This window comes from uncultured Cytophaga sp., from assembly GCF_937863595.1.
GTDB lineage: Bacteria > Bacteroidota > Bacteroidia > Cytophagales > Cytophagaceae > Cytophaga.
The window spans coordinates 1-19,843 of record NZ_CALMGQ010000013.1; the positions used below are offsets into that span (position 1 = coordinate 1).

General features: G+C 34.7%; 16 protein-coding genes and 1 tRNA gene. 14 read left to right on the forward strand and 3 right to left on the reverse strand.

All coding sequences use genetic code 11. The features are described from left to right. The coding region (locus tag Q0543_RS01035) for a HAMP domain-containing protein (RefSeq protein ID WP_299247826.1) at window positions 1-788 on the reverse strand (788 nt) is incomplete at its 3' end. Window positions 789-794: 6 nt separating this feature from the next. After that, complete coding sequence (locus tag Q0543_RS01040) at window positions 795-1,475, reverse strand: response regulator transcription factor (RefSeq protein WP_299247829.1); 681 nt, start codon at window positions 1,473-1,475, stop codon at window positions 795-797. A 503-nt stretch (window positions 1,476-1,978) separates the two neighbouring features. On the opposite strand from Q0543_RS01040, the gene lysS reads away from it, so the two are divergent. From lysS to Q0543_RS01065, 5 genes are all read left to right on the forward strand, one after another. Next, window positions 1,979-3,706, forward strand: coding sequence for a lysine--tRNA ligase (gene lysS, locus Q0543_RS01045; protein ID WP_299247832.1), 1,728 nt, complete (start codon window positions 1,979-1,981; stop codon window positions 3,704-3,706). Between the two features lie 376 nt (window positions 3,707-4,082). After that, window positions 4,083-5,402 (forward strand): TolC family protein, encoded by a 1,320-nt coding sequence (locus Q0543_RS01050; RefSeq protein WP_299247835.1) that lies wholly within the window; start codon window positions 4,083-4,085, stop codon window positions 5,400-5,402. 22 nt (window positions 5,403-5,424) lie between these two features. Further along, window positions 5,425-6,492 carry an efflux RND transporter periplasmic adaptor subunit gene (locus tag Q0543_RS01055; RefSeq protein WP_299247838.1) on the forward strand — a complete coding sequence of 356 codons (1,068 nt, stop codon included), beginning with the start codon at window positions 5,425-5,427 and terminating at the stop codon, window positions 6,490-6,492. Between the two features lie 11 nt (window positions 6,493-6,503). Then, window positions 6,504-9,686, forward strand: coding sequence for an efflux RND transporter permease subunit (locus Q0543_RS01060; protein ID WP_299247841.1), 3,183 nt, complete (start codon window positions 6,504-6,506; stop codon window positions 9,684-9,686). A 66-nt stretch (window positions 9,687-9,752) separates the two neighbouring features. Further along, on the forward strand, window positions 9,753-9,941 hold the full coding sequence (locus tag Q0543_RS01065; RefSeq protein WP_299247844.1) for a DUF2892 domain-containing protein: 189 nt from the start codon (window positions 9,753-9,755) through the stop codon (window positions 9,939-9,941). A 321-nt stretch (window positions 9,942-10,262) separates the two neighbouring features. Here the strand turns inward: Q0543_RS01065 and Q0543_RS01070 are convergent, their stop codons facing one another. Further along, window positions 10,263-10,709, reverse strand: coding sequence for a hypothetical protein (locus Q0543_RS01070; RefSeq protein WP_299247847.1), 447 nt, complete (start codon window positions 10,707-10,709; stop codon window positions 10,263-10,265). A 164-nt stretch (window positions 10,710-10,873) separates the two neighbouring features. On the opposite strand from Q0543_RS01070, the gene Q0543_RS01075 reads away from it, so the two are divergent. From Q0543_RS01075 to hemE, 9 genes are all read left to right on the forward strand, one after another. Next, on the forward strand, window positions 10,874-11,761 hold the full coding sequence (locus Q0543_RS01075) for a class I SAM-dependent methyltransferase (protein ID WP_299247850.1): 888 nt from the start codon (window positions 10,874-10,876) through the stop codon (window positions 11,759-11,761). A gap of 261 nt (window positions 11,762-12,022) precedes the next feature. Beyond that, a complete protein-coding gene (locus Q0543_RS01080) occupies window positions 12,023-13,063 on the forward strand; it encodes a hypothetical protein (RefSeq protein WP_299247853.1) in 1,041 nt (346 codons plus the stop codon). A 69-nt stretch (window positions 13,064-13,132) separates the two neighbouring features. Continuing rightward, window positions 13,133-13,206 (forward strand) — tRNA-Arg (locus tag Q0543_RS01085). A 477-nt stretch (window positions 13,207-13,683) separates the two neighbouring features. Beyond that, complete coding sequence (locus tag Q0543_RS01090; RefSeq protein ID WP_299247856.1) at window positions 13,684-15,018, forward strand: sugar MFS transporter; 1,335 nt, start codon at window positions 13,684-13,686, stop codon at window positions 15,016-15,018. 329 nt (window positions 15,019-15,347) lie between these two features. Continuing rightward, entirely contained in the window at window positions 15,348-15,617 is a 270-nt protein-coding gene (locus tag Q0543_RS01095; RefSeq protein WP_299247859.1) for a hypothetical protein, read from the forward strand. A gap of 474 nt (window positions 15,618-16,091) precedes the next feature. Then, complete coding sequence (locus Q0543_RS01100; protein WP_299247861.1) at window positions 16,092-17,006, forward strand: hypothetical protein; 915 nt, start codon at window positions 16,092-16,094, stop codon at window positions 17,004-17,006. Between the two features lies 1 nt (window position 17,007). Further along, window positions 17,008-17,466 carry a PepSY-like domain-containing protein gene (locus Q0543_RS01105; protein WP_299247864.1) on the forward strand — a complete coding sequence of 153 codons (459 nt, stop codon included), beginning with the start codon at window positions 17,008-17,010 and terminating at the stop codon, window positions 17,464-17,466. A gap of 263 nt (window positions 17,467-17,729) precedes the next feature. Then, window positions 17,730-18,626, forward strand: a complete 897-nt coding sequence (locus Q0543_RS01110; protein WP_299247866.1) for a mechanosensitive ion channel domain-containing protein — start codon at window positions 17,730-17,732, stop codon at window positions 18,624-18,626. A gap of 180 nt (window positions 18,627-18,806) precedes the next feature. Beyond that, on the forward strand, window positions 18,807-19,841 hold the full coding sequence (hemE, locus tag Q0543_RS01115; RefSeq protein ID WP_299247869.1) for a uroporphyrinogen decarboxylase: 1,035 nt from the start codon (window positions 18,807-18,809) through the stop codon (window positions 19,839-19,841). Window positions 19,842-19,843 lie beyond the last annotated feature (2 nt).

The window sequence follows — 19,843 nt, forward strand, 5'->3', positions numbered from 1 at the left end:
TCTTTTTCAGAAGCTCTATTTTCTATTTGTGCAAGTATTCGCGCAATAGGTGTTCTTAATTCATGGGATGCATGTGCAGTAAATTCTTTTTGTTTTTGATATGAGATATCTATTCGTTGAAGCATTTGATTAAATTCATTTGCCAATAAATCAATCTCATTTTTTTTTGTATGTACGTGTATACGCGTTTTTAAATTATTTTCATTTATACCTTTTAGTGTTTTGTAAAAAGTATCTAAGGGTAATAATAATTTTTTTACAATATAGGTTGTGATAAACCAGCATGTAATTGTAAATACAATGTAGGTTATGATTAAGATATACAATAAATAACGGAGCTTTCGTTTTCCGAAATCATCTGAGGCAGAAATTAATGCGTAATAATCATGTTGATTCGTGTCATAAAAAATTCCGAATATTTCATGGTTTATATCTTTTCTATAAAAGTTTTTATTTTTCTTCAAATAAGTAAGGTCTGCTTTGTCCCATTTGATTTTTTGATCATCCAAGCTGCTATAAATCAAATTGAAGTCACTGTTGAAAATCAATACCTTTTCATTGTATAGTTTATGAATGCTGTTTTTATCTATAATCTTCAATAATTGATTATCTACTTCTTCAATCTCAACCAATAATTTTATAGTTGAAAGGGCTTTTTCTCGCAATCGAATTTCGAATTCTTCTTGACGAAAGTCCGCAAATAAAATATAGATTACCGTTGCAGAGATTGCAAAAATAATAGTAAATAAAAAGGATACAATAAATGATATTTTATTTTTTAAATTCATACATCATTATTCTGATTTCATGTAATAGCCATAACCCACTTTTGTATGTATTAATTTTTGTTCGTGATTTTTGTCTATTTTCTTTCTTAAAAAATTAATGTATACTTCTATGGTGTTTTGATTGGTTTCAATATGAGCGTCCCAAAGCTCGTCCGCTATTTTATTTTTAGAAAGTACCTTTCCTTCAGATTTTGCCAATAAGGATAATAATTTAAACTCTTTTGGGCTCAAATTGATTTCGTCTTTTTTACGAAAGACTTTCATTTCTGTTAGATCAATTTCTAAGTCACCTATCGTTATAATCTTGCTTTGTGTTTGTGGGATTTCCTTACGTCTTAGCAGAGATTTTATTCGCACCAATAATTCATCAAAGTGAAAAGGCTTTACTAAATAATCATCTGCACCATTATTAAATGCAGTTACTTTATCATCAACCTCGCTAAAAGCCGTAAGCATCAATATGGGGACTTTTGTGTTTTCTTCTCTTATTTTTTTACACACCTCTAGACCATTTATTCCTGGTACATTAATATCAAGAATTACTAGATCAAAAGAGTTTAATCTAAATTGTTTAACTACTAAGGAACCGTCGTATACACATGTGCAGACATATTCGTGTTTTGTTAAAAATACATTAATTTCTTTTGAGAGAATATTATCGTCTTCAAGTAGAAGTAGTTTGTGCATACAATAAGTAATGTATGATTTAATAGTTGAATTTTGAAATGGTTTATTGGATTGCAATCAAGCTTGTAAACAAATATCCCTATTTCTAGGGATTTCCTAAGTTAGCTATTTTTAACATATTTGTTATAACCAACTACTTAGTATGTTGATTTTAGTAGAGGTAAAACCTGGTTTTAGAAATCATTAAAAGAAGCATTGTGCAAAGTAGTGAGAACAACAATTGGATATATTTTTTAATTACCATGCTCTCTTTGATAGCCATGATTTGTCTTAATTATCTATTTTCGCATGCTTAGGATAAAATTTAATTTCTTTGATCATACTATTTTCGTGCTTGATGATTTGATGGTTCTGATTTTTTACTAGTTTTTAATTCAAATTTAGACCCCATTTTAAGTTTGAAATTGACGAAATATTACAACTAGCTCATTTTTAGGTGTTCAAGTGAGTTTACATTTCCCTTAGAATTGTTTAATTTTGATTTCTATTATAATACGAAAAACATGCAATTGAGTGAACAAGAACTGGTACGTCGCCAGGAACGTGAAGAGTTATTGAAAATGGGGATTGACCCATATCCTGCTGAACTTTTTCCTATAAATGTTTCTACAAAAGACATACATCAAAATTACGAAAAGCGAAAGACGGATTATAAAAACATCTCAATTGCAGGACGCGTGATGAGCCGTCGTATTATGGGAAATGCTTCGTTTGTTGAAATTCAAGATGCCAGCGGAAGAATACAAGCATACTTTAGAAGAGACGATCTTTGTCCGGATGAAGATAAGACTCAATACAATACCGTTTTCAAAAAACTCGTTGGTATTGGTGATATCATCGGTATTTACGGATATGTGTTTACGACACAAACAGGCGAAATTACCATTCATGTTACCTCGTTTAAAATTTTAACAAAAGCACTACGTCCCTTGCCTATGCCTAAAGAGGCTGTAGATGAGAATGGCGAGAAAAAAATATTTGATGCATTCACCGATCCAGAACAACGCTACCGCATGCGTTACGTGGATATGATTGTGAATCCGCATGTACGCGAAACGTTTATCAAACGTACGCGTTTGGTAAATACCATGCGTGACTATTTGAATAACAAAGGATATTTAGAAGTAGAAACTCCTATTTTACAACCCCTTTACGGTGGTGCTGCAGCACGTCCATTTAAGACACATCACAACACCTTAGATATGCCTTTGTATTTGCGTATTGCAAATGAATTGTATCTGAAAAGATTAATTGTAGGTGGGTTTGATGGCGTATACGAATTCTCAAAAGATTTCCGTAATGAAGGAATGTCTCGTTTTCACAATCCAGAATTTACGCAGGTAGAATTGTATGTTGCATACAAGGATTACTATTGGATGATGGACTTGGTTGAGGAAATGGTGGAGAAGGTTGCTGTTGCCTTACACGGTACAACAGAAGTGCAGGTTGGAGCAAATATTATAAGTTTTCAACGTCCTTGGAAACGTTTCACCATGTTCGAAGCGATTCAACATTACACAGGAATTGATATAGGTGAAATGGATGAAGTACAATTGCGTGCTACCTGTAAATCATTGAATGTGGATGTAGACGATTCAATGGGTAAAGGGAAATTAATCGACGAGATTTTTGGTGCAAAGTGCGAACCCTTATTAATACAACCAACATTCATTACGGACTATCCAGTAGAGATGTCGCCATTAGCGAAGAAGCATAGAGACAAGCCAGGTTTGGTGGAACGTTTCGAAGCAATTTGTAATGGAAAAGAAATATGTAATTCATTCTCTGAATTGAACGACCCTGTTGATCAACGTCAGCGTTTTGAAGAACAATTGGAATTAGGTAAAAGAGGCGATAGCGAAAGTATGGTATTGGACGAAGATTTTCTTCGTGCATTGGAATACGGTATGCCACCAACAGCAGGTCTTGGTATTGGTATAGATCGATTAGCTATGGTAATGACAAACTCTGCATCGATACAAGATGTATTGTTCTTCCCTCAAATGCGACAAGAAGTGGGTACACAAGGAGCATCTTCTGGTGGCTTTGAAGGTGTTGATATACGCGAAGAATTGATTCCATTGATTGAGAAATTAGGGATTTCTACAGTAGATCAATTAAAGAATGCAAACCCAAATAAATTGTTTAACGATTTGTGTGGCTTGCGTAAAAAAATGAAATTAGAAATACCGAATCCTACCGCCGATGAGGTGAAGGGATGGCTTGTATAGTTGTCAGTTGCTAGGTACTAGTTGCTAGACAAAAGTACATAGTACATAGTACTGATTATAAAAAAAAAAGTCTTCAGATATATTATCTGAAGACTTTTTTTTAACCCTTAGGTTTTGTTTTTTGTTAGTGGTAAATTTTATTTAAAGTATTCTATCGTGACCTGTACTTTTAATCTATCGTACGCGCTACGAATGCATAACCGTTAAAGACGTCTTTGTACTCTGTACTCTATACTTTTTTGACTGTCCTCTGATCACTAAGTCCCCTTGTCTAGCAACTAGAAACTAGAACCTAGCAACTAAATTCCCCTCTGTAACTATTGTCACATACTTTAGCTGTTGAGTAATATACTTTTGTAGTATAAACAGTTATACTATGTCAAAATTATATTTCATTACAGTCTTTATGTGTGCATGTGTGGGAGGTGTTTTTGCCCAACAGCGAACTCTTGAAGCACTTCAATTGGCCGATGCGCTAGGGGAAGCGATGCTGCATAATACCTCCCTCGCTCAAGCTTCCTTGGATCAAAATATTGCTCATGCGCAATTTGGCTCAAGTACTGCGGCTTTTCTTCCGCAGGTGAATCTATCTTATACCTCTACACTTACGAATAACCCCTTAATGGTATTTGGGAATAAGATGGTACAAGGAATTGTTACAGCAAATGATTTTGATCCTATATTATTAAATAACCCGTCGGATTACCAAAATCACAATGCAATGGTATCGGTTGTTCAACCCATACTGAATCCAGATATTTTGTTTCAACGCCGTGCTGCGAACATACAGCAAGAAGTATATGACTTTAAAAAGCAATACACGCAATCCTACATCACATTCGAAGTAAAGAAAACCTACTATCAATTGCTATTGAATTACGAAGCATTGGAAGTTTTGAAACAAGCGTTTAGAACGACGGAAGAAGCGAATAATTCTGTCTCTAATTTTTACCAACAAGGCTTGGTAACTAAGGCAGATGTGTTGAATGCGCAAGTGTATAAGTCGAGTATAGAAAGTCAATTATTAGCGACACAAAATTCCATTGAAGCACTGTCGGATCAATTGAGTGTATTGATGAACAGAGAAACGATGGCTACCTATACCGTTCAAGCCGACACCAATTACCGAACAATACCTGATGAAGGTGCTTATGTGTATTCGGCTGCTAGAGCAGATTTTATGGCGTATAACAAAACGGTGGAGTCTTATGATAAAATGATTCAAGCAAGCCGATTTAGCTTGAGCCCACGCCTAAATGCTTTTGGTAATTATCAATCCAACTCAAATACGTTTGGATTTGGCAATGGCTCTTACTATGTAGGACTGCAAGTGTCAATGGATGTGTTTAAAGGCTTAACGAATTATCATAAAATAGCAGTACAAAAATTTCAACGCAATAAAATAGCCTTGGAATTAAAGACCGAACAAGTACGCGCCCAAACGGAGATTGAATCTGCAAAACGCAGTATGCGCGATATTCATGTGCGCATGCAATTGACACAAGCGTCTATCAGTCAAGCTAAAGAAGCCTTGAAACTTACTCAAGATCGCTATACTGAAGGATTGGTTAAAACCACCGATTTGCTTACAAGTCAGAATTTACTTGCTCAGCAAGAGCTTGCACTTTCAAAAATTTATTTCGAATACAATGTAACCGTTTCATATCTAAGTTTCTTGACCAATCAAAATCAATAATTCTCCATTAAAAAATATAAAAATGAAAAAGATATTTTATTTCATTCTTCCGATTTCTTTATTATCTGTTGCCTGTAGCAAACCAGAGAAAGAGCAACGTACTACAGTCGCTCCAATCTCTGTAACAATATCTCCTGTTGGTTCTAATGCTCTGCAAACAGTGCAACTATCTGGTACTGTAGAGTCTGAAAACTCTGCGACCATAAGTACACGTATGATGGGTTATGTAGAAGCTGTCTTGGTAGATGTGGGCGATAATGTTAAAAAAGGACAGTTATTGATTCGTATCAATAGTTCTGAATTGCAAGCAAAAAAAGCACAGGCCGATGCGATGATTTCAGAAAGCAGTGCAGCCTTGAAAAGTGCTCAGAAAGACTTAGAGCGTTTTACACGTTTGCACGATCAAAAAAGTGCTACAGATAAAGAATTGGAGCAAATGCAATTACAATTCGAGTCCATTAAAGCCAAGAATCAGGCTGCATTACAGATGCGAAATGAAGTGCAAGCAATGGAACAGTTTACATCTATTAAAGCACCGTATGATGGACAAATCACACAGAAAATAATCCATGTAGGAGATCTCGCTAATCCAGGGATGCCTCTAATGATGATGGAACAAGAAGGGCAATTGATGATCGTAACGATGGTGCCTGAAAAAAATAGATTGCAGACCAAAGAAGGTACAAAAGCGACAGTTGAAATTGTGTCTTCTAATTTGAAATTCGAAACTACAATAAAACAAATTAGTATTTCTTCCACCCAAACAGGCGGACAATACATTGCAAAAATTTCTATTCCTGCAGGATTTACAAAGCGTGTATATCCAGGGATGTACGCAACGATAAAACTAAATGAAACCCAAATAGCGCAAAAGGGCTTAAATGTTCCTATCGAAAGTCTTGTAAAGAAAGATCAATTGACAGGTGTGTATGTATATTCAAATCACAAAGCCTATTTACGTTGGTTAAAATTAGGAGAAGAAAACGCAACGTATGCTGAAGTGCTTACAGGATTGAAAGCTTCCGATACAATCATTCTTTCGAGCGAGCAGGCATTGTCGAATGGTGCAGTTGTAACATTAAATAAGTAAGAAGTATGAATATGAACGAAGGATTATCGGGAAACATTGCGAAGATGTTCATCCAATCAAAACTGACTATTTTGTTGATGATTGCCTTTTTATTAATAGGTGGCTATAGTACCTATTTGATGCCGCGTGAAGAAGAACCACAAATAAAAGTTCCTATGGCAGATATCTTCATTTCTTATCCAGGGGCATTGCCCCAGGAAGTAGAAACGAAAGTATCTATGCCCATCGAAAAAATGATTTCAAATATTAAAGGCGTTGAATATGTGTACAGCACATCTATGCAAGGCCAAGCGATGGTTATTGTACAGTTTTACGTGGGAGAAGATATTGAACGTTCCATCGTAAAATTGTATAATGAAATTCAAAAAAATATGGATAAAATGCCTCAAGGCGTTTCCATGCCTTTGATTAAAACACGAGCGATAGAAGATGTACCGGTACTTGGCTTTACGCTTTGGAGTGAAACGTACGATGATATTCAATTAAAAGCTATTGGGGAAGTATTGGTCAATGAAATTGAAAAGGTTCCAGATGTTACAGAAGTAAAATTGATCGGAGGAAGAAGTTCTGAAATTAAAGTGGTGTTGGATAAATTTAAAATGGACCAAAAACACATAGACTTCAATACGATATCCAATTACATCCGAGGTAATAATAATCAGAGTGCTGCTGGTACATTTTATACTAATGATACGGCATTTACCGTACGTACCAATGCGTATTTTACATCTGTTGCAGACTTATCAGAAGCCGTAGTAGGTGTGTATCAAAATACTCCGATATATCTAAAAGACATTGCAACCATTTCTGATGCAGGCGAAAAATCTTCGCAGTATGTCTTTTACGGAAGTGGAATTGCAACAACTGATGTAGTTAAAACAAAAAGTGCTCAAGCAGTAACAATTTCCATCTCTAAAAAGAATGGTACGGATGCCATGCATTTGGCCGAAGCAGTCCTTGCAAAAGTTGATCATACAAAAGGAACATTAATACCGAGTGAAGTCCATCTTTCTACTACACGTAATTACGGAGAAACAGCGTCTCATAAAGTTTCTGAATTGTTATTACACTTGTTTGTAGCGGTAATTGTTGTTACACTCTTCGTTATGTTGGCGATGGGTTGGAGAGGAGGCTTGGTTGTATTTCTTTCAGTTCCTGTAACGTTTGCCTTAACGTTATTTAGTTATTATATGATGGATTATACCTTAAACCGTATCACCTTATTTGCATTGGTATTCATTACAGGTATTGTAGTAGACGATAGTATTATTATTGCTGAAAATATGCACCGTCACTTTAAGATGAGAAAAATGTCTTTCATGGATGCTGCTATTTATTCAATCAACGAAGTAGGTAATCCTACCATCTTAGCAACGTTTACGGTTATTGCTGCGGTATTGCCAATGGCTTTTGTGTCTGGATTGATGGGGCCATATATGAGTCCAATGCCTATTGGAGCTTCGATTGCGATGATCTTATCCTTGATCGTAGCCTTAACACTTACACCGTATTTAGGCTATATGTTTTTAAGAGAAAAAGAAAAAGTAGGAGGGGATTCGCACACACAAGAATTAGAAGATTCAAAAATCTATAAAATATATAAAGGCTTTATAAACCCAATGATGGAAAGTAGAAGCAAACGTTATGTATTCATTTTTGGTACACTCGTTATTTTACTAGCATCTCTTGCGTTGTTTTATACAAAAAGTGTTGCTGTAAAGATGCTTCCATTTGATAACAAAAATGAATTTCAGGTTGTGATTGATATGCCTGAAGGTACCAGTCTCGAAACTACCTATGGCTTGACACAAGAAGTGGCAGATTATATTTCGAGTAATCCTTTGGTAAAAGATTATCAAGGCTATGTTGGAACATCTGCACCGATTAGTTTTAATGGCTTGGTGCGTCATTATGACTTAAGACGTGGTGAACATGTTGCAGATATTCAAGTGAATTTAGTGGATAAGGGAGAACGTTCCGAGCAGAGCCATGACATCGCAAAGAGTATGCGTGTAGGTATTCAAAAAATTGGTAAAAAGTTTAATGCAAATATTAAAGTTGTTGAAGTTCCACCTGGTCCGCCCGTCTTATCTACCATTGTTGCTGAAATTTATGGTCCAAATTATGAAGAACAAATACATGTAGCGAAGCAAGTAGAGCAGTTGTTGATAGATGAAAAGGACGTGGTAGATGTAGATTGGTTTGTCGAAGCAAATCAACCCGAGTATGTATTTGAAATCGATCATAAAAAATCAATGGAATTCGGCGTTTTACCTGTACAAATAAATGCCATACTCGCTACAGCTTTAAGCAACGACCATGTAGGTGTTATGCACGATGTATATTCGTTCAATCAAAAGAATATTGTATTGCAATTAGACGACAAACAAAAAACATCGATTGCTGCAATTGAAAATATTCCGATCACCAATTCACGTGGAGAGGTATTTCCGTTGGGTACCTTTGTTCATGTGAAAAAAGGAGATGCTGTTACAAACATTTATCGCAAGAATCAAAAACGCGTGGTATATGTTACCGCAGATATGGCTGGTACTTTAGAAAGTCCGTTCTATGCAATCTCTGAGATTTCAGATAAACTCAATACCGTTAAAATGCCAAAAGGATATACCTTAACTGAGGAGTATACACATCAACCTTTAAATGAAGACACCTACAGTATTAAGTGGGATGGTGAATGGCAAATCACCTTTGAAGTATTTAGAGATTTAGGAATTGCATTTGGGGTGGTAATACTTGTGATTTATCTATTGATTGTGGGTTGGTTTCAAAACTTTACAGTGCCTTTGATTATGTTAGCTGCGATACCGCTTTCATTGATTGGTATTGTACTTGGGCATTGGATGTTGGGTGCTTATTTTACCGCAACCTCTATGATTGGATTTATAGCTTTAGCAGGTGTGATGGTTCGAAATTCAGTTTTGTTAATTGATTTTATTGACATTCGTTTGAAAGAAGGTATACCATTGAAACAGGCCATTATTGAAGCAGGGGCCGTACGTACAACCCCAATTTTATTGACGGCAGGTGCAGTAGTATTGGGAGCGGTAATTATCTTATTCGATCCAATCTTTCAAGGATTAGCTATTTCTTTGATGGGGGGGACCATTACCTCAACATTCTTAACCTTGCTTGTTGTACCATTACTTTACTTTAAAATGTTAAAAAAAGCATAGGTAAAAACGGTGTTAGCTCTGTGTAGCGAACACCGAAAGTTAAATCAATACGTAAACAAGAATGAAATGAAAAATAGAATTATAAATGGGTTTGCAGGAGGTATGGTTTTACTGAGCTTAAGCCTTTTCTATATAACCAACGAAACAAATTGGTTGTGGTTAGGTGCATTTGTTGGTGTGAATTTATTTCAATCGGCATTCACAAAGTGGTGCTTATTGGGGAATATCTTGGATAGGATGGGAGTGAATAGCTAGTTGTCAGTTTCCAGTTGCCAGGTACGAGATAAAAGTCCAACGTATCCAATACTGAGTACTTAGTAAAAAAAGAAGGCTTCAGATTTTCATCTGAAGCCTTCTTTTTTTGTACTCCATACTGTCAGTTATATCTCAAAAAAAGTTATTTTATTGTTTTGTAAGCTCTATTTTTCATCAAACGTGCTAGTTATGGATATCTAGAAGTTAAAGCCGTCTTTGTACTTTGTACTCAGTACTCTATACTTTTTTGACTGTCCTCTGATCACTAACCTCTGTGTACTAAGTCCCCTTGTCTAGTAACTAGAACCTAGCAGCTGAAAATTATTCTGGTATCAACACATACTCATAATGCGATTCAATTGTTCGTTTACCAAAGCGTAATTTATTCTCTTTAATTTCGTAGATGATATCAATATCTTTCATGGATTCATCGTCTTCTTTGATTAATTTGCTTCCGTCTTCTGATACCCACAAACGCATCTCTAATACATTATCTGGTCGAATCCATTCGGCTGTACTATCTTTATTGATTTTGAAAAGCAAATCTTCAAATTTCTTATCGTTTACTACGAGTTTTCCATTTTGATAAAAGCGTTTTACTTTCCATGTCTTATAAAAGTACTCTTTGTGTATAGTAGAATTGCTGTCGCCCGTATCTAATGAGAAGAAGATACCTACAGAAAGGAATAATGAGAATAACAATATAATTAGAAACAGAATTCTGAATCGTAGTAATTTTTCAAAAAAAGGATTGGGGTCTTTACTCATATTTTGTATAAAACATTTCGGTTAATGAAATATAAAATAGAAATTTGTAGTAATTTTATATGGGTTAACATTTGCCTATACGAGAAATTGTGAGAAATGTTGATATTCTTTACGATCTTACCTTCTATTAAGATACAAAATAATACCCTTAAGAAATACTACAGATGAAAATACTTAATCCCAAGGAGTTTGTCGATTATGAAATAATCGATTCAGGGAATTATAAAAAACTGGAACGTTTTGGTGCGTTTATTTTATCTCGCCCTGAACCTCAGGCAGTATGGGATCCTCAGCTTAGCGAAAAGGACTGGAAGGACAAAGCGCATGCAGAATTTTTACGGGATAAAGCCAATCCAGAGAAAGGCGTTTGGACCTTGAAGAATACCATGAAGGAACAATGGTTTGTACCTTATAAATTCAAAGGTTTGAATTTGAAGTTTCGTCTGGGATTGTCTGGTTTTAAGCATGTGGGGATATTCCCAGAGCAAGCACCCAACTGGGACTATATATATGAAAAGGTTTCTGCAATGAAAACAGAGAAGCCTAAAGTATTGAATTTGTTTGCATATACAGGTGGTGCGTCTATTGCTGCACGAGCCGCAGGGGCTGAAGTGGTGCACGTGGATTCGGTAAAACAAGTCATAAGTTGGGCACGTGAAAATATGGAAGCCAGCGAATTAACTGATATACGTTGGGTGGTAGAAGATGCATTGAAATTTGTGAAGCGGGAAGTGAAACGTGGCAATAAATACAATGGTATTATTTTAGATCCACCTGCATATGGACGTGGTCCAGACGGCGAACGTTGGATTATTGAAGAACACCTCAATGAAATATTGAAATTGTGTGCTGAATTGTTAGATCCTAAGGAACATTTCTATATATTAAATTTATACGCAATCGGTTTCTCTGCTGTTATTGTTGAAACCTTGATTCATCGTATATATGGCGATGTTAAAAATCTTGAAATAGGGGAGTTGGTTGTTGAAGATTCATATCATAAAAAGTTGCCATTGAGTATTTATGGGCGTTTTAGTAATGTGGGGAATTAGTGGACAGTTGTCAGTTGTCAGTGGTCAGTAAAAAAAAATGTAGTACATGGTTTTTTACTAACTAGTACCGCTGTTGTTGGTGTTTCCGCCAGCACAATGATTTCTATAATGAATTTAAGACAATGCGGTTTACCAAAAACTTCAAGCGCTACCTACTTTCTTCTATAAAACCATTTCACTTTAATATAATCATAACCTCTATTATATAATAAACCAGTAAATCCTGACCACTGTTTACTGACCACAGACCACTGTTTTCCCATGTCCGAAATTTCGAAAAAGAAAAACGTTTATAAAATTGGTAAGCCCCTACGCAAGTATCTGACACTGTTTGATCGTGAGCAGAAAATGCCCTTGACATATACTGATTTAACACGTTTTACAAGTAGAGTTTCTTTAAAAGACAGGAATGGGAAAGATACATTATGGGACAGTGTATTTTACAGCCATTCGGATATGGTCGAAATTTACGATGGATTAAAACGAATTTATGCCTTTTTGAAAATTGGTGGCGATTTAAGTGTTACCGAACATTTATTTATTGATCGTATTGATTTGTGTGTGTATGGAAATACAAAGCCATTTCGTGTTCGTGTAGTGAATCGTATCAACGACAATTTTGATTATTTTTATGTAAAGGTTGCAGACGCTTCCCGTATTTATGGCTTGGAATTAGAACATATTTTATCTCCCAATAACATCAACTACATTGTAGATGGAGATACCATTATTGAAGATCATATTGTGGGTATACCTGGAGATATGTTTATTAAGCAGTATTTAAAATTACTGAGTTTGAATAAAATTCGATTGGCTAAAGAATTTGTAAAATTTAATGAACGCTGCTTTGTGCGCTTGTTGGGAGATATGCATTCAAGTAATTATGTTATTGAAATGACACCCGATTTTGAAGAGTTTCATTACCGCATTCGCACCATAGATTTTGATCAACAATGTTATGAAGGAAATAAGTGGGTATATTTACCTCAATTCTTTAAACAAAATAATGCGCTTATTGATATTGTTAAAGAAGTGTTGAGTGAAGAAAGTATTCAGCAATATCAGTTTGAAGAAAGAGCGATGATGGCTTCACGAATGAGAGCCAATAAATACCGAATTAAAGAATTGTGGGATGCCGTAATTCGGGATACCATTGCACCAGCAAGTCATGTTGAAAAATTAAAAACAGACCTAGCTAAACATTATAATGACCCTGATTTTTTAAAATGTAAGCAAATGGGTGCAATTATCCGTACTAGTTTATATAGGTTGTTAAAAGACACACCAGTACGTAAAAAATAGCTTTTTTTTCTATAATACTTGTTTTGAAAAAGAAAGATATGTACTTTTGCACTCCCCAATAAGGGAATTGGCTTCGTAGCTCAATTGAATAGAGCACCTGATTACGGCTCAGGAGGTTTTAGGTTTGAATCCTAACGAGGTCACAGAATGCTTTACAGAGATGTAAAGCATTTTTTTTTGCCTTATACACATTCAATGTTAATAATTTTATTTTCAGTTTAAGTTTACCTCGGTAATGATCATTATGCATCCTAACATGGTTTTTTAAAGTTTTATATATATGTTGTGGTATTATAAAGAGCATTTCGATTTTATATTCAGATAGAACCGTGTTTTAGGTTTATCTACTTTTTTATTTGGTAATCAGATCGTTACTTATATCCTGAATGCAGGTATTTAGGTTCTTACGTATTAAGTGCTATTTATAAAGTTTAGAAATCGTAAGAATATGAAAATTTCAGGCATAGCCTGTTTTAGGATTAATCTCATATCTGCTTTCTTCAACTGCGAATGGCTGGACCTTCTGTTTTTATAGGGATTGTACAATATTTTCTTTCTTTTTTTTTATAATTTATATATCTTTGAAATTACTAACCTAAAATTTTAAACAGTATTTCAATATGGCAATAGGAGCATCGTCGGGGAGAGTGAGCAGTGTGTCTTCAGGTTCAAATCAGAACTATAGCACAGCATTGTATTCGTTAATGGTATTGTTTTTCATGTTGGGTTTCATTACCTGCTTCAACGATATTTTAATTCCATATTTGAAAGTAATGTTTAAGTTGAACTTTGTTCAAGCCAACTTAATCAACTTCTGTTTTTTTGGGGCTTATTTTGTAATGTCTATTCCGGCTGGTAAACTGGTTGAAAAGCATGGTTACAAAGCGATTATGATATTGGGTTTTGTAATTGCTGCAGTTGGTGCATTTCTATTTTATCCAGCCGCAGCTTATAGAGCATATGGTTTGTTCTTAGGTGCATTATTTATTCTTGCTACGGGGATTACTTTGTTGCAAGTTGCAGGCAACCCCTATGTTGCTGTATTAGGTACACCTGAAACTTCTTCTGCACGTTTGACATTAACACAAGCGTTAAATTCATTGGGCACAACAATCGCTCCTTTAGTAGGTGCGTATTTTATTTTAAGCCACTTACCAGAGTTGCCAAAAGAAATTACGGATCAAAAAGATTTATCTAAACTTACTCCTGAATTAAATAGCTTGTTAGATGGTATTTTAGAAAAGACAAATTTGATGTATTTAGAAAATACCTATTTATTTATTGGTGGATTGTTATTATTTATTGGTGGTGCGTTGTTTATTATGAAGTTGCCAGCAATTGGTCATGGTGATGGTGAAGTAAGTACGGAAGGTATTGTTGAGAAATCGAGCATTTGGGAATATCGTCATTTAGTTTTGGGTATTGCGGGTATCTTTGCATATGTGGGTGCTGAAGTAGCTATTGGTAGTCATATCGTTAGTTACCTTCACATGGAAAATGTAATGGCGTTGACCGAGTCTGCTGCAGGCGTTTATATTACGTATTATTGGGGAGGTGCAATGGTTGGTCGTTTCTTAGGCACCATCATTTTAGGACAAGTGAATCCAGGTAAATTATTAGGGTTCTATGCAATTATGGCTATCTTATTGATTGCAATATCTGTATCAACTTCTGGTATCGTTTCAATGTGGTCCTTATTAGCAATCGGTTTCTTTAACTCATTAATGTTCCCAACTATCTTTACCTTGTCTATCCGTGGTTTAGGGAAATATACGGAACAAGCTTCTGGGCTATTATGTACTGCAATTGTAGGTGGCGCAGTAATGCCATTGTTATTCGCTGCCATTGCGGATAATACTCATGGTAATTTAAAGCTTGCAATGATTGTTCCTGCTGTTTGTTATTTATACATTTCTTTCTTCGGATTTAAAGGCCATATTCCTAAAAACGACTAATTGTTTTTTTTGATTTAAATATCTTAATAAAATATAGTACACAAAAGCTCTGAGAATTCCTCAGAGCTTTTTTAGTTAATAGGTAAAAGAACGATTTATATTTATTCAATAATAGAGTCTTTTAACACTACCTCAGGAATACCTAATTAAACATTAATGCAATGCTGAATTACGATATCTGAATCACAAATAATTTACTTTTTGCTCTTTTCTGTCTAATTAACTTGAAATGTCAAAATGTATGTTGTAGCATCTTGAGATTAGATCTAGTATTACGTTATAATTAATTTATTTTGTATTGGGAAGGAATTTTAAAATAATTAAAAAAAATGGGAAAGTCTGTAATAATATATCAAGCCGATCAGGAAGTTATAGGAAAACATCTTAGATCAAATCAATGGATTATGTATTCAGGGAAGTTGACAATTTATGATAGGGAGAAAAGTCCAATTACCTTAAAAATAAAAAGTGAAATATATGACTCTTTCCTTTCAATGGGAATGGACGATAAAAAAGAATTTAAAGGTGATTCTGTAACGGAAGTTTATGCCAAGTTGTCTAAATGGTATTATAGCAGAGGCATACTATTTAAAAATTAAAAATAGGTAAACACTAGTTTTTAAAAGGTTTTGTATGAATCAATATTTTTTTGATGTGGGAAGGAAGTCGTTGTTAAAATAAATCATTAGGGATAATCTGTTCATACAGGCTAACGGTGCAATTTAATAAAAGAGGGGATTTAAGACGGAAATTAATTATATTTTTTTGAAATAATGGCTTGAAGAGAATAAAACCGATTACAATGATTTACAAGTACGATAAATATTACCCTATAATATTTAGTGATGGTATTGATAAAATAGAACCTGGTTCCGTTTTTAATTTTACTTGTGAATAATATGTAGTAAATTACTTATTAGGATTATACAATAAATCAATGGTGCTTTAAATATTTTGCCATTTTAAAGCACCATTGATTGTTAATGAAAATAATAATGAAGGGTCTAAATAAACAGTTTTCTATATTTTGCTGTATCCTATTTGTTGGATTTTTACTTCATTCCTGTGTAGGAATGCGAAATACGCCTTTAAAGAAGCAACTTATAGAAAGCAATTGCAATCAACAGAATATTTATTCGTACAGAAAAATAGATTTGCCGATAGCTATTTATCCAAATCAATTAGATACGCTTTTGTCAACAAAATTTAGTTTTAAAAGTTTAAATGTGGCAAATGCAATTGGCATAGATGAAGACATAGCTAAATATGTTCATCAACTCGATACCTATAAGTTAGCCCCTTCGCTTGATAGAAGAATTGAGTTGATAGAACGTTTGCAGAAAATTAATCAACGTGTAAATGTTGCCTCTTTAGAAATATCAGCAGTTGCAGCAGAGATGGATTGTGAAGAAGAACGCGCAGCACAAATAGCAGTTTACCTAAAAAGAAAAGAAGATGAAGCTGAAACGAAATTTACAGTCGGTTCTATTATCATTGGTGCTGTAGGTGCTGTGACGGCGGGTGTTTTGTTAGCCAATGGAAATGATGATAATCTGCCTGAGATAATCGGTATTGGCGCAGGTTTAGCTGAAGCTAGTTTGGGTTTGATGATTTTAACGAATAAACGGAAAGTAGAATTTCACCATACTCGAAATGCACTCAAAGATATATGGGAAGGTCAAGATAGCTCTACTATTTTTCCAGCACCCGTTTGGTATTATTTAAATTATTATGATAGTAATAATGTGGAACAGCCTTCTTTTAGATATCAAATTATTGATCGTTGGATGAATTTTGGTCAGATATCTGTAGCCAAACGAAAACGAAAACGAGATTTAATTGATGTGTATTTTGGCTTGGGAGGCAAATATACCTCTGAACAGTTGTTTAATAGAGCCAATATGTTGGATGAGTTGGAGGCATATATAAATCTTATGAAACAAGATTTAAAAGGCTTAGCCTTGGAATTGGAAAACTTAAATCAATAATATGATGTTGAAACAATTATTCCTTATTATTTTATCTATTATATTCTTTCAACTGAATGCATTTTCTCAACAGTTGAAAGAAACTGAAGTCCCTAAAATCGTTCGCGATAGTGTGAAAAAAAAATATCCCGAAGTGTATGTCTATGAATGGGAATGGAAAAAGAAGCGCAACGTGTATCAAGCGGAATTTATCATTAAAGGCTCAGAATACGAAGCAGATTTTACCAAAGAAGGTATATGGGTAAAAACAGAACGTGATGTGTCCAGAAATGATATTCCTGTTCTTGTATGGGAACGTTTTAATACGTCAGAATATGTATCATGGAAAATAGAAGATTTAGAAGAACACAATACGCCTAAATATACATTTGTGTACGCATTTGAATTGTCTTCTCGGAAAGGAAAGGTGCTGTTGTATTTTTTACCTACGGGAGAACTTCTAGAAACCTTTGTTCAATAACGAATACATCCAATATTCATTTGTCAATAAAATTATATATATGTCAATAAAGAACATGTATTCAACATGAAATAGCACTACTGTGTATTGTAATATTTTTTGATTTTTTAAAGTATGAACAACTCTTTCTGAGCTTGTTAAACTGCGTTAAAAGAGGTATCTTAATTAGATGTTATTAGAAAATCGTTTGTTTAAATGAGCCGATATTTTTTTACCATCAATACATTAAAATATTTTTACACATAAATAGAATTCATAAGTTGATGGAAGAAGAAATTAGAAAATTGTTAACCAATACAGCAATCATTAAACTAGGTATTATAATAATAGGGTTAATTGCAATTTGGCTTATTCGAAAACTTGTTCAGAATAAAATATTCTCAAAGATTAAAGACAACGACAAACATTATAAAGCCAAAAAATTAAGTAGTTTTTTAGGGTATTTTTTAAGCCTGATATTATTGGTATTAGTCTTTAGTGATAAACTTGGAGGTGTTACGGTTGCATTGGGTGTTGCAGGCGCAGGAATTGCATTCGCATTGCAAGAAGTAATCGCATCTTTTGCTGGCTGGTTGGCAATTATGTTTGGTAACTTTTATAAAACGGGCGACCGTGTACAGCTGGGTGGAATCAAAGGCGATGTTATGGATATTGGAGTGTTGAGAACAACCATTATGGAAACAGGACAGTGGGTTGATGGTGATTTATACAATGGACGTATTGTACTTATTGCGAATAGCTTTGTTTTTAAAGAACCTGTATTTAATTATTCAGGTGATTTTCCATTTCTATGGGATGAAATTAAAATTCCTATTCAATATGGAAGTAATTATGAAAAAGCGACAACTATATTTGAAGAAGTAGGAAAGGAGATAGCGGGAGATTTAAGCATTCAATCCAAAGAAGAATGGTCGCATTTACAAAACAAATATCGATTAGAAGAAGCACAAACGGAACCTATGGTGTCTTTAATCGCAAATGACAATTGGGTTGAATATACCTTGCGTTTTGTGGTTGGATATAAAAAAAGAAGAGCTACAAAAACAGCATTGTTTACTCAAATACTTAAGCGGATTGAAGCTACAAATGGCGAGGTAAAGTTCGCATCTGCAACCTTTCAATTGGTCGATCCGCCTGATTTTAAAGTTAAAATCAATTGAAAAGAGGATTCAGCTTTTGATTGTATTCTTTGCTCGCAATAAATAGTATTAGAGCAAATAATAGCAATACGTAAATCTGCTTGTTTTCTTATTTCGTATATGTACGATCAATTGTGATGAAAAACGGCAGAATAGCCATAAAACCGTTGCAATTCGCCCTACATACTCGTAACTTGCACTATGGCTTATCAAAATGATTTAATATTACGTGCTGCTCGTGGTGAGTACACAGAACGCACTCCTGTTTGGCTTATGCGACAAGCAGGCCGTATTTTACCAGAATATCGTGCAATTAGAGAAAAATTAAGTGGTTTTATTGAATTGTGTACAACGCCTGCCTTAGCCGCTGAAGTGACGATTCAACCCGTAGATATTTTAGGAGTAGATGCCGCTATTATATTTTCAGATATATTGGTTATTCCTGAAGCAATGGGTTTGCCCTATGAAATGATTGAAAGCAAAGGGCCTTTTTTTCCAAAGGTAATTACGTGTGCTGCTGATATTGAAAAATTATTGGCTACAGACGCTGCAGATAATTTGCAGTATGTATATGATGCGATTGATATATCTGTGAAACAGTTGAATGGTCGTGTTCCATTGATTGGTTTTGCTGGTGCACCTTTTACAATTCTTGCCTATATGATTGAAGGGCAAGGTTCCAAAACGTTTTCTAAAGCACGACGCTTTTTATATACCGAACCTGCGTTAGCACATCGTTTGTTAGAAAAAATCACCTTAGCAACCATCGAGTATTTAAAACGACAAGTTAAGGCGGGAGCAGCCATGTACCAAGTATTTGATTCTTGGGCAGGGGTTTTACCTCCAGATCAATACAGAGAGTTCTCCTTGAAATACATCAAACAAATTTGCGAAGCAGTTCCACAAGTGCCCCGTACTGTATTTTCTAAAGGCGCATTCTTTGTACGAGAAGACTTTAATAACTTCCCTTGTGAAACTGTAGGCTTGGATTGGAATATGGATATTGCTGAATCAAGAAGAATTATTGGTGCGAATAAAACGCTTCAAGGCAATATGGATCCCTGCGCTTTGTATTTATCCGAAGATGAAATCAGAGTAAAAACAAAACAAATGTTAGCAGAATTTGGAACGGGCAGACACATTGCAAATCTTGGACATGGCGTATACCCAGATACCGATAAAACGAAAGTGAAATGTTTTATAGATGCTGTAAAAGAATTTAGCGTTAAAGCATAATT

Coding starts and splice junctions, on each gene's coding strand:
- Q0543_RS01040 (WP_299247829.1), bottom strand. CDS start 1,475: ATGCACAAACTACTTCTACTTGAAGACGATAATATTCTCTCAAAAGAA.
- Q0543_RS01095 (WP_299247859.1), top strand. CDS start 15,348: ATGGGAAAGTCTGTAATAATATATCAAGCCGATCAGGAAGTTATAGGA.
- Q0543_RS01070 (WP_299247847.1), bottom strand. CDS start 10,709: ATGAGTAAAGACCCCAATCCTTTTTTTGAAAAATTACTACGATTCAGA.
- Q0543_RS01055 (WP_299247838.1), top strand. CDS start 5,425: ATGAAAAAGATATTTTATTTCATTCTTCCGATTTCTTTATTATCTGTT.
- Q0543_RS01110 (WP_299247866.1), top strand. CDS start 17,730: ATGGAAGAAGAAATTAGAAAATTGTTAACCAATACAGCAATCATTAAA.
- Q0543_RS01100 (WP_299247861.1), top strand. CDS start 16,092: ATGCGAAATACGCCTTTAAAGAAGCAACTTATAGAAAGCAATTGCAAT.
- Q0543_RS01065 (WP_299247844.1), top strand. CDS start 9,753: ATGAAAAATAGAATTATAAATGGGTTTGCAGGAGGTATGGTTTTACTG.
- hemE (WP_299247869.1), top strand. CDS start 18,807: ATGGCTTATCAAAATGATTTAATATTACGTGCTGCTCGTGGTGAGTAC.
- Q0543_RS01080 (WP_299247853.1), top strand. CDS start 12,023: ATGTCCGAAATTTCGAAAAAGAAAAACGTTTATAAAATTGGTAAGCCC.
- Q0543_RS01105 (WP_299247864.1), top strand. CDS start 17,008: ATGATGTTGAAACAATTATTCCTTATTATTTTATCTATTATATTCTTT.
- Q0543_RS01060 (WP_299247841.1), top strand. CDS start 6,504: ATGAACGAAGGATTATCGGGAAACATTGCGAAGATGTTCATCCAATCA.
- lysS (WP_299247832.1), top strand. CDS start 1,979: ATGCAATTGAGTGAACAAGAACTGGTACGTCGCCAGGAACGTGAAGAG.
- Q0543_RS01090 (WP_299247856.1), top strand. CDS start 13,684: ATGGCAATAGGAGCATCGTCGGGGAGAGTGAGCAGTGTGTCTTCAGGT.
- Q0543_RS01050 (WP_299247835.1), top strand. CDS start 4,083: ATGTCAAAATTATATTTCATTACAGTCTTTATGTGTGCATGTGTGGGA.
- Q0543_RS01075 (WP_299247850.1), top strand. CDS start 10,874: ATGAAAATACTTAATCCCAAGGAGTTTGTCGATTATGAAATAATCGAT.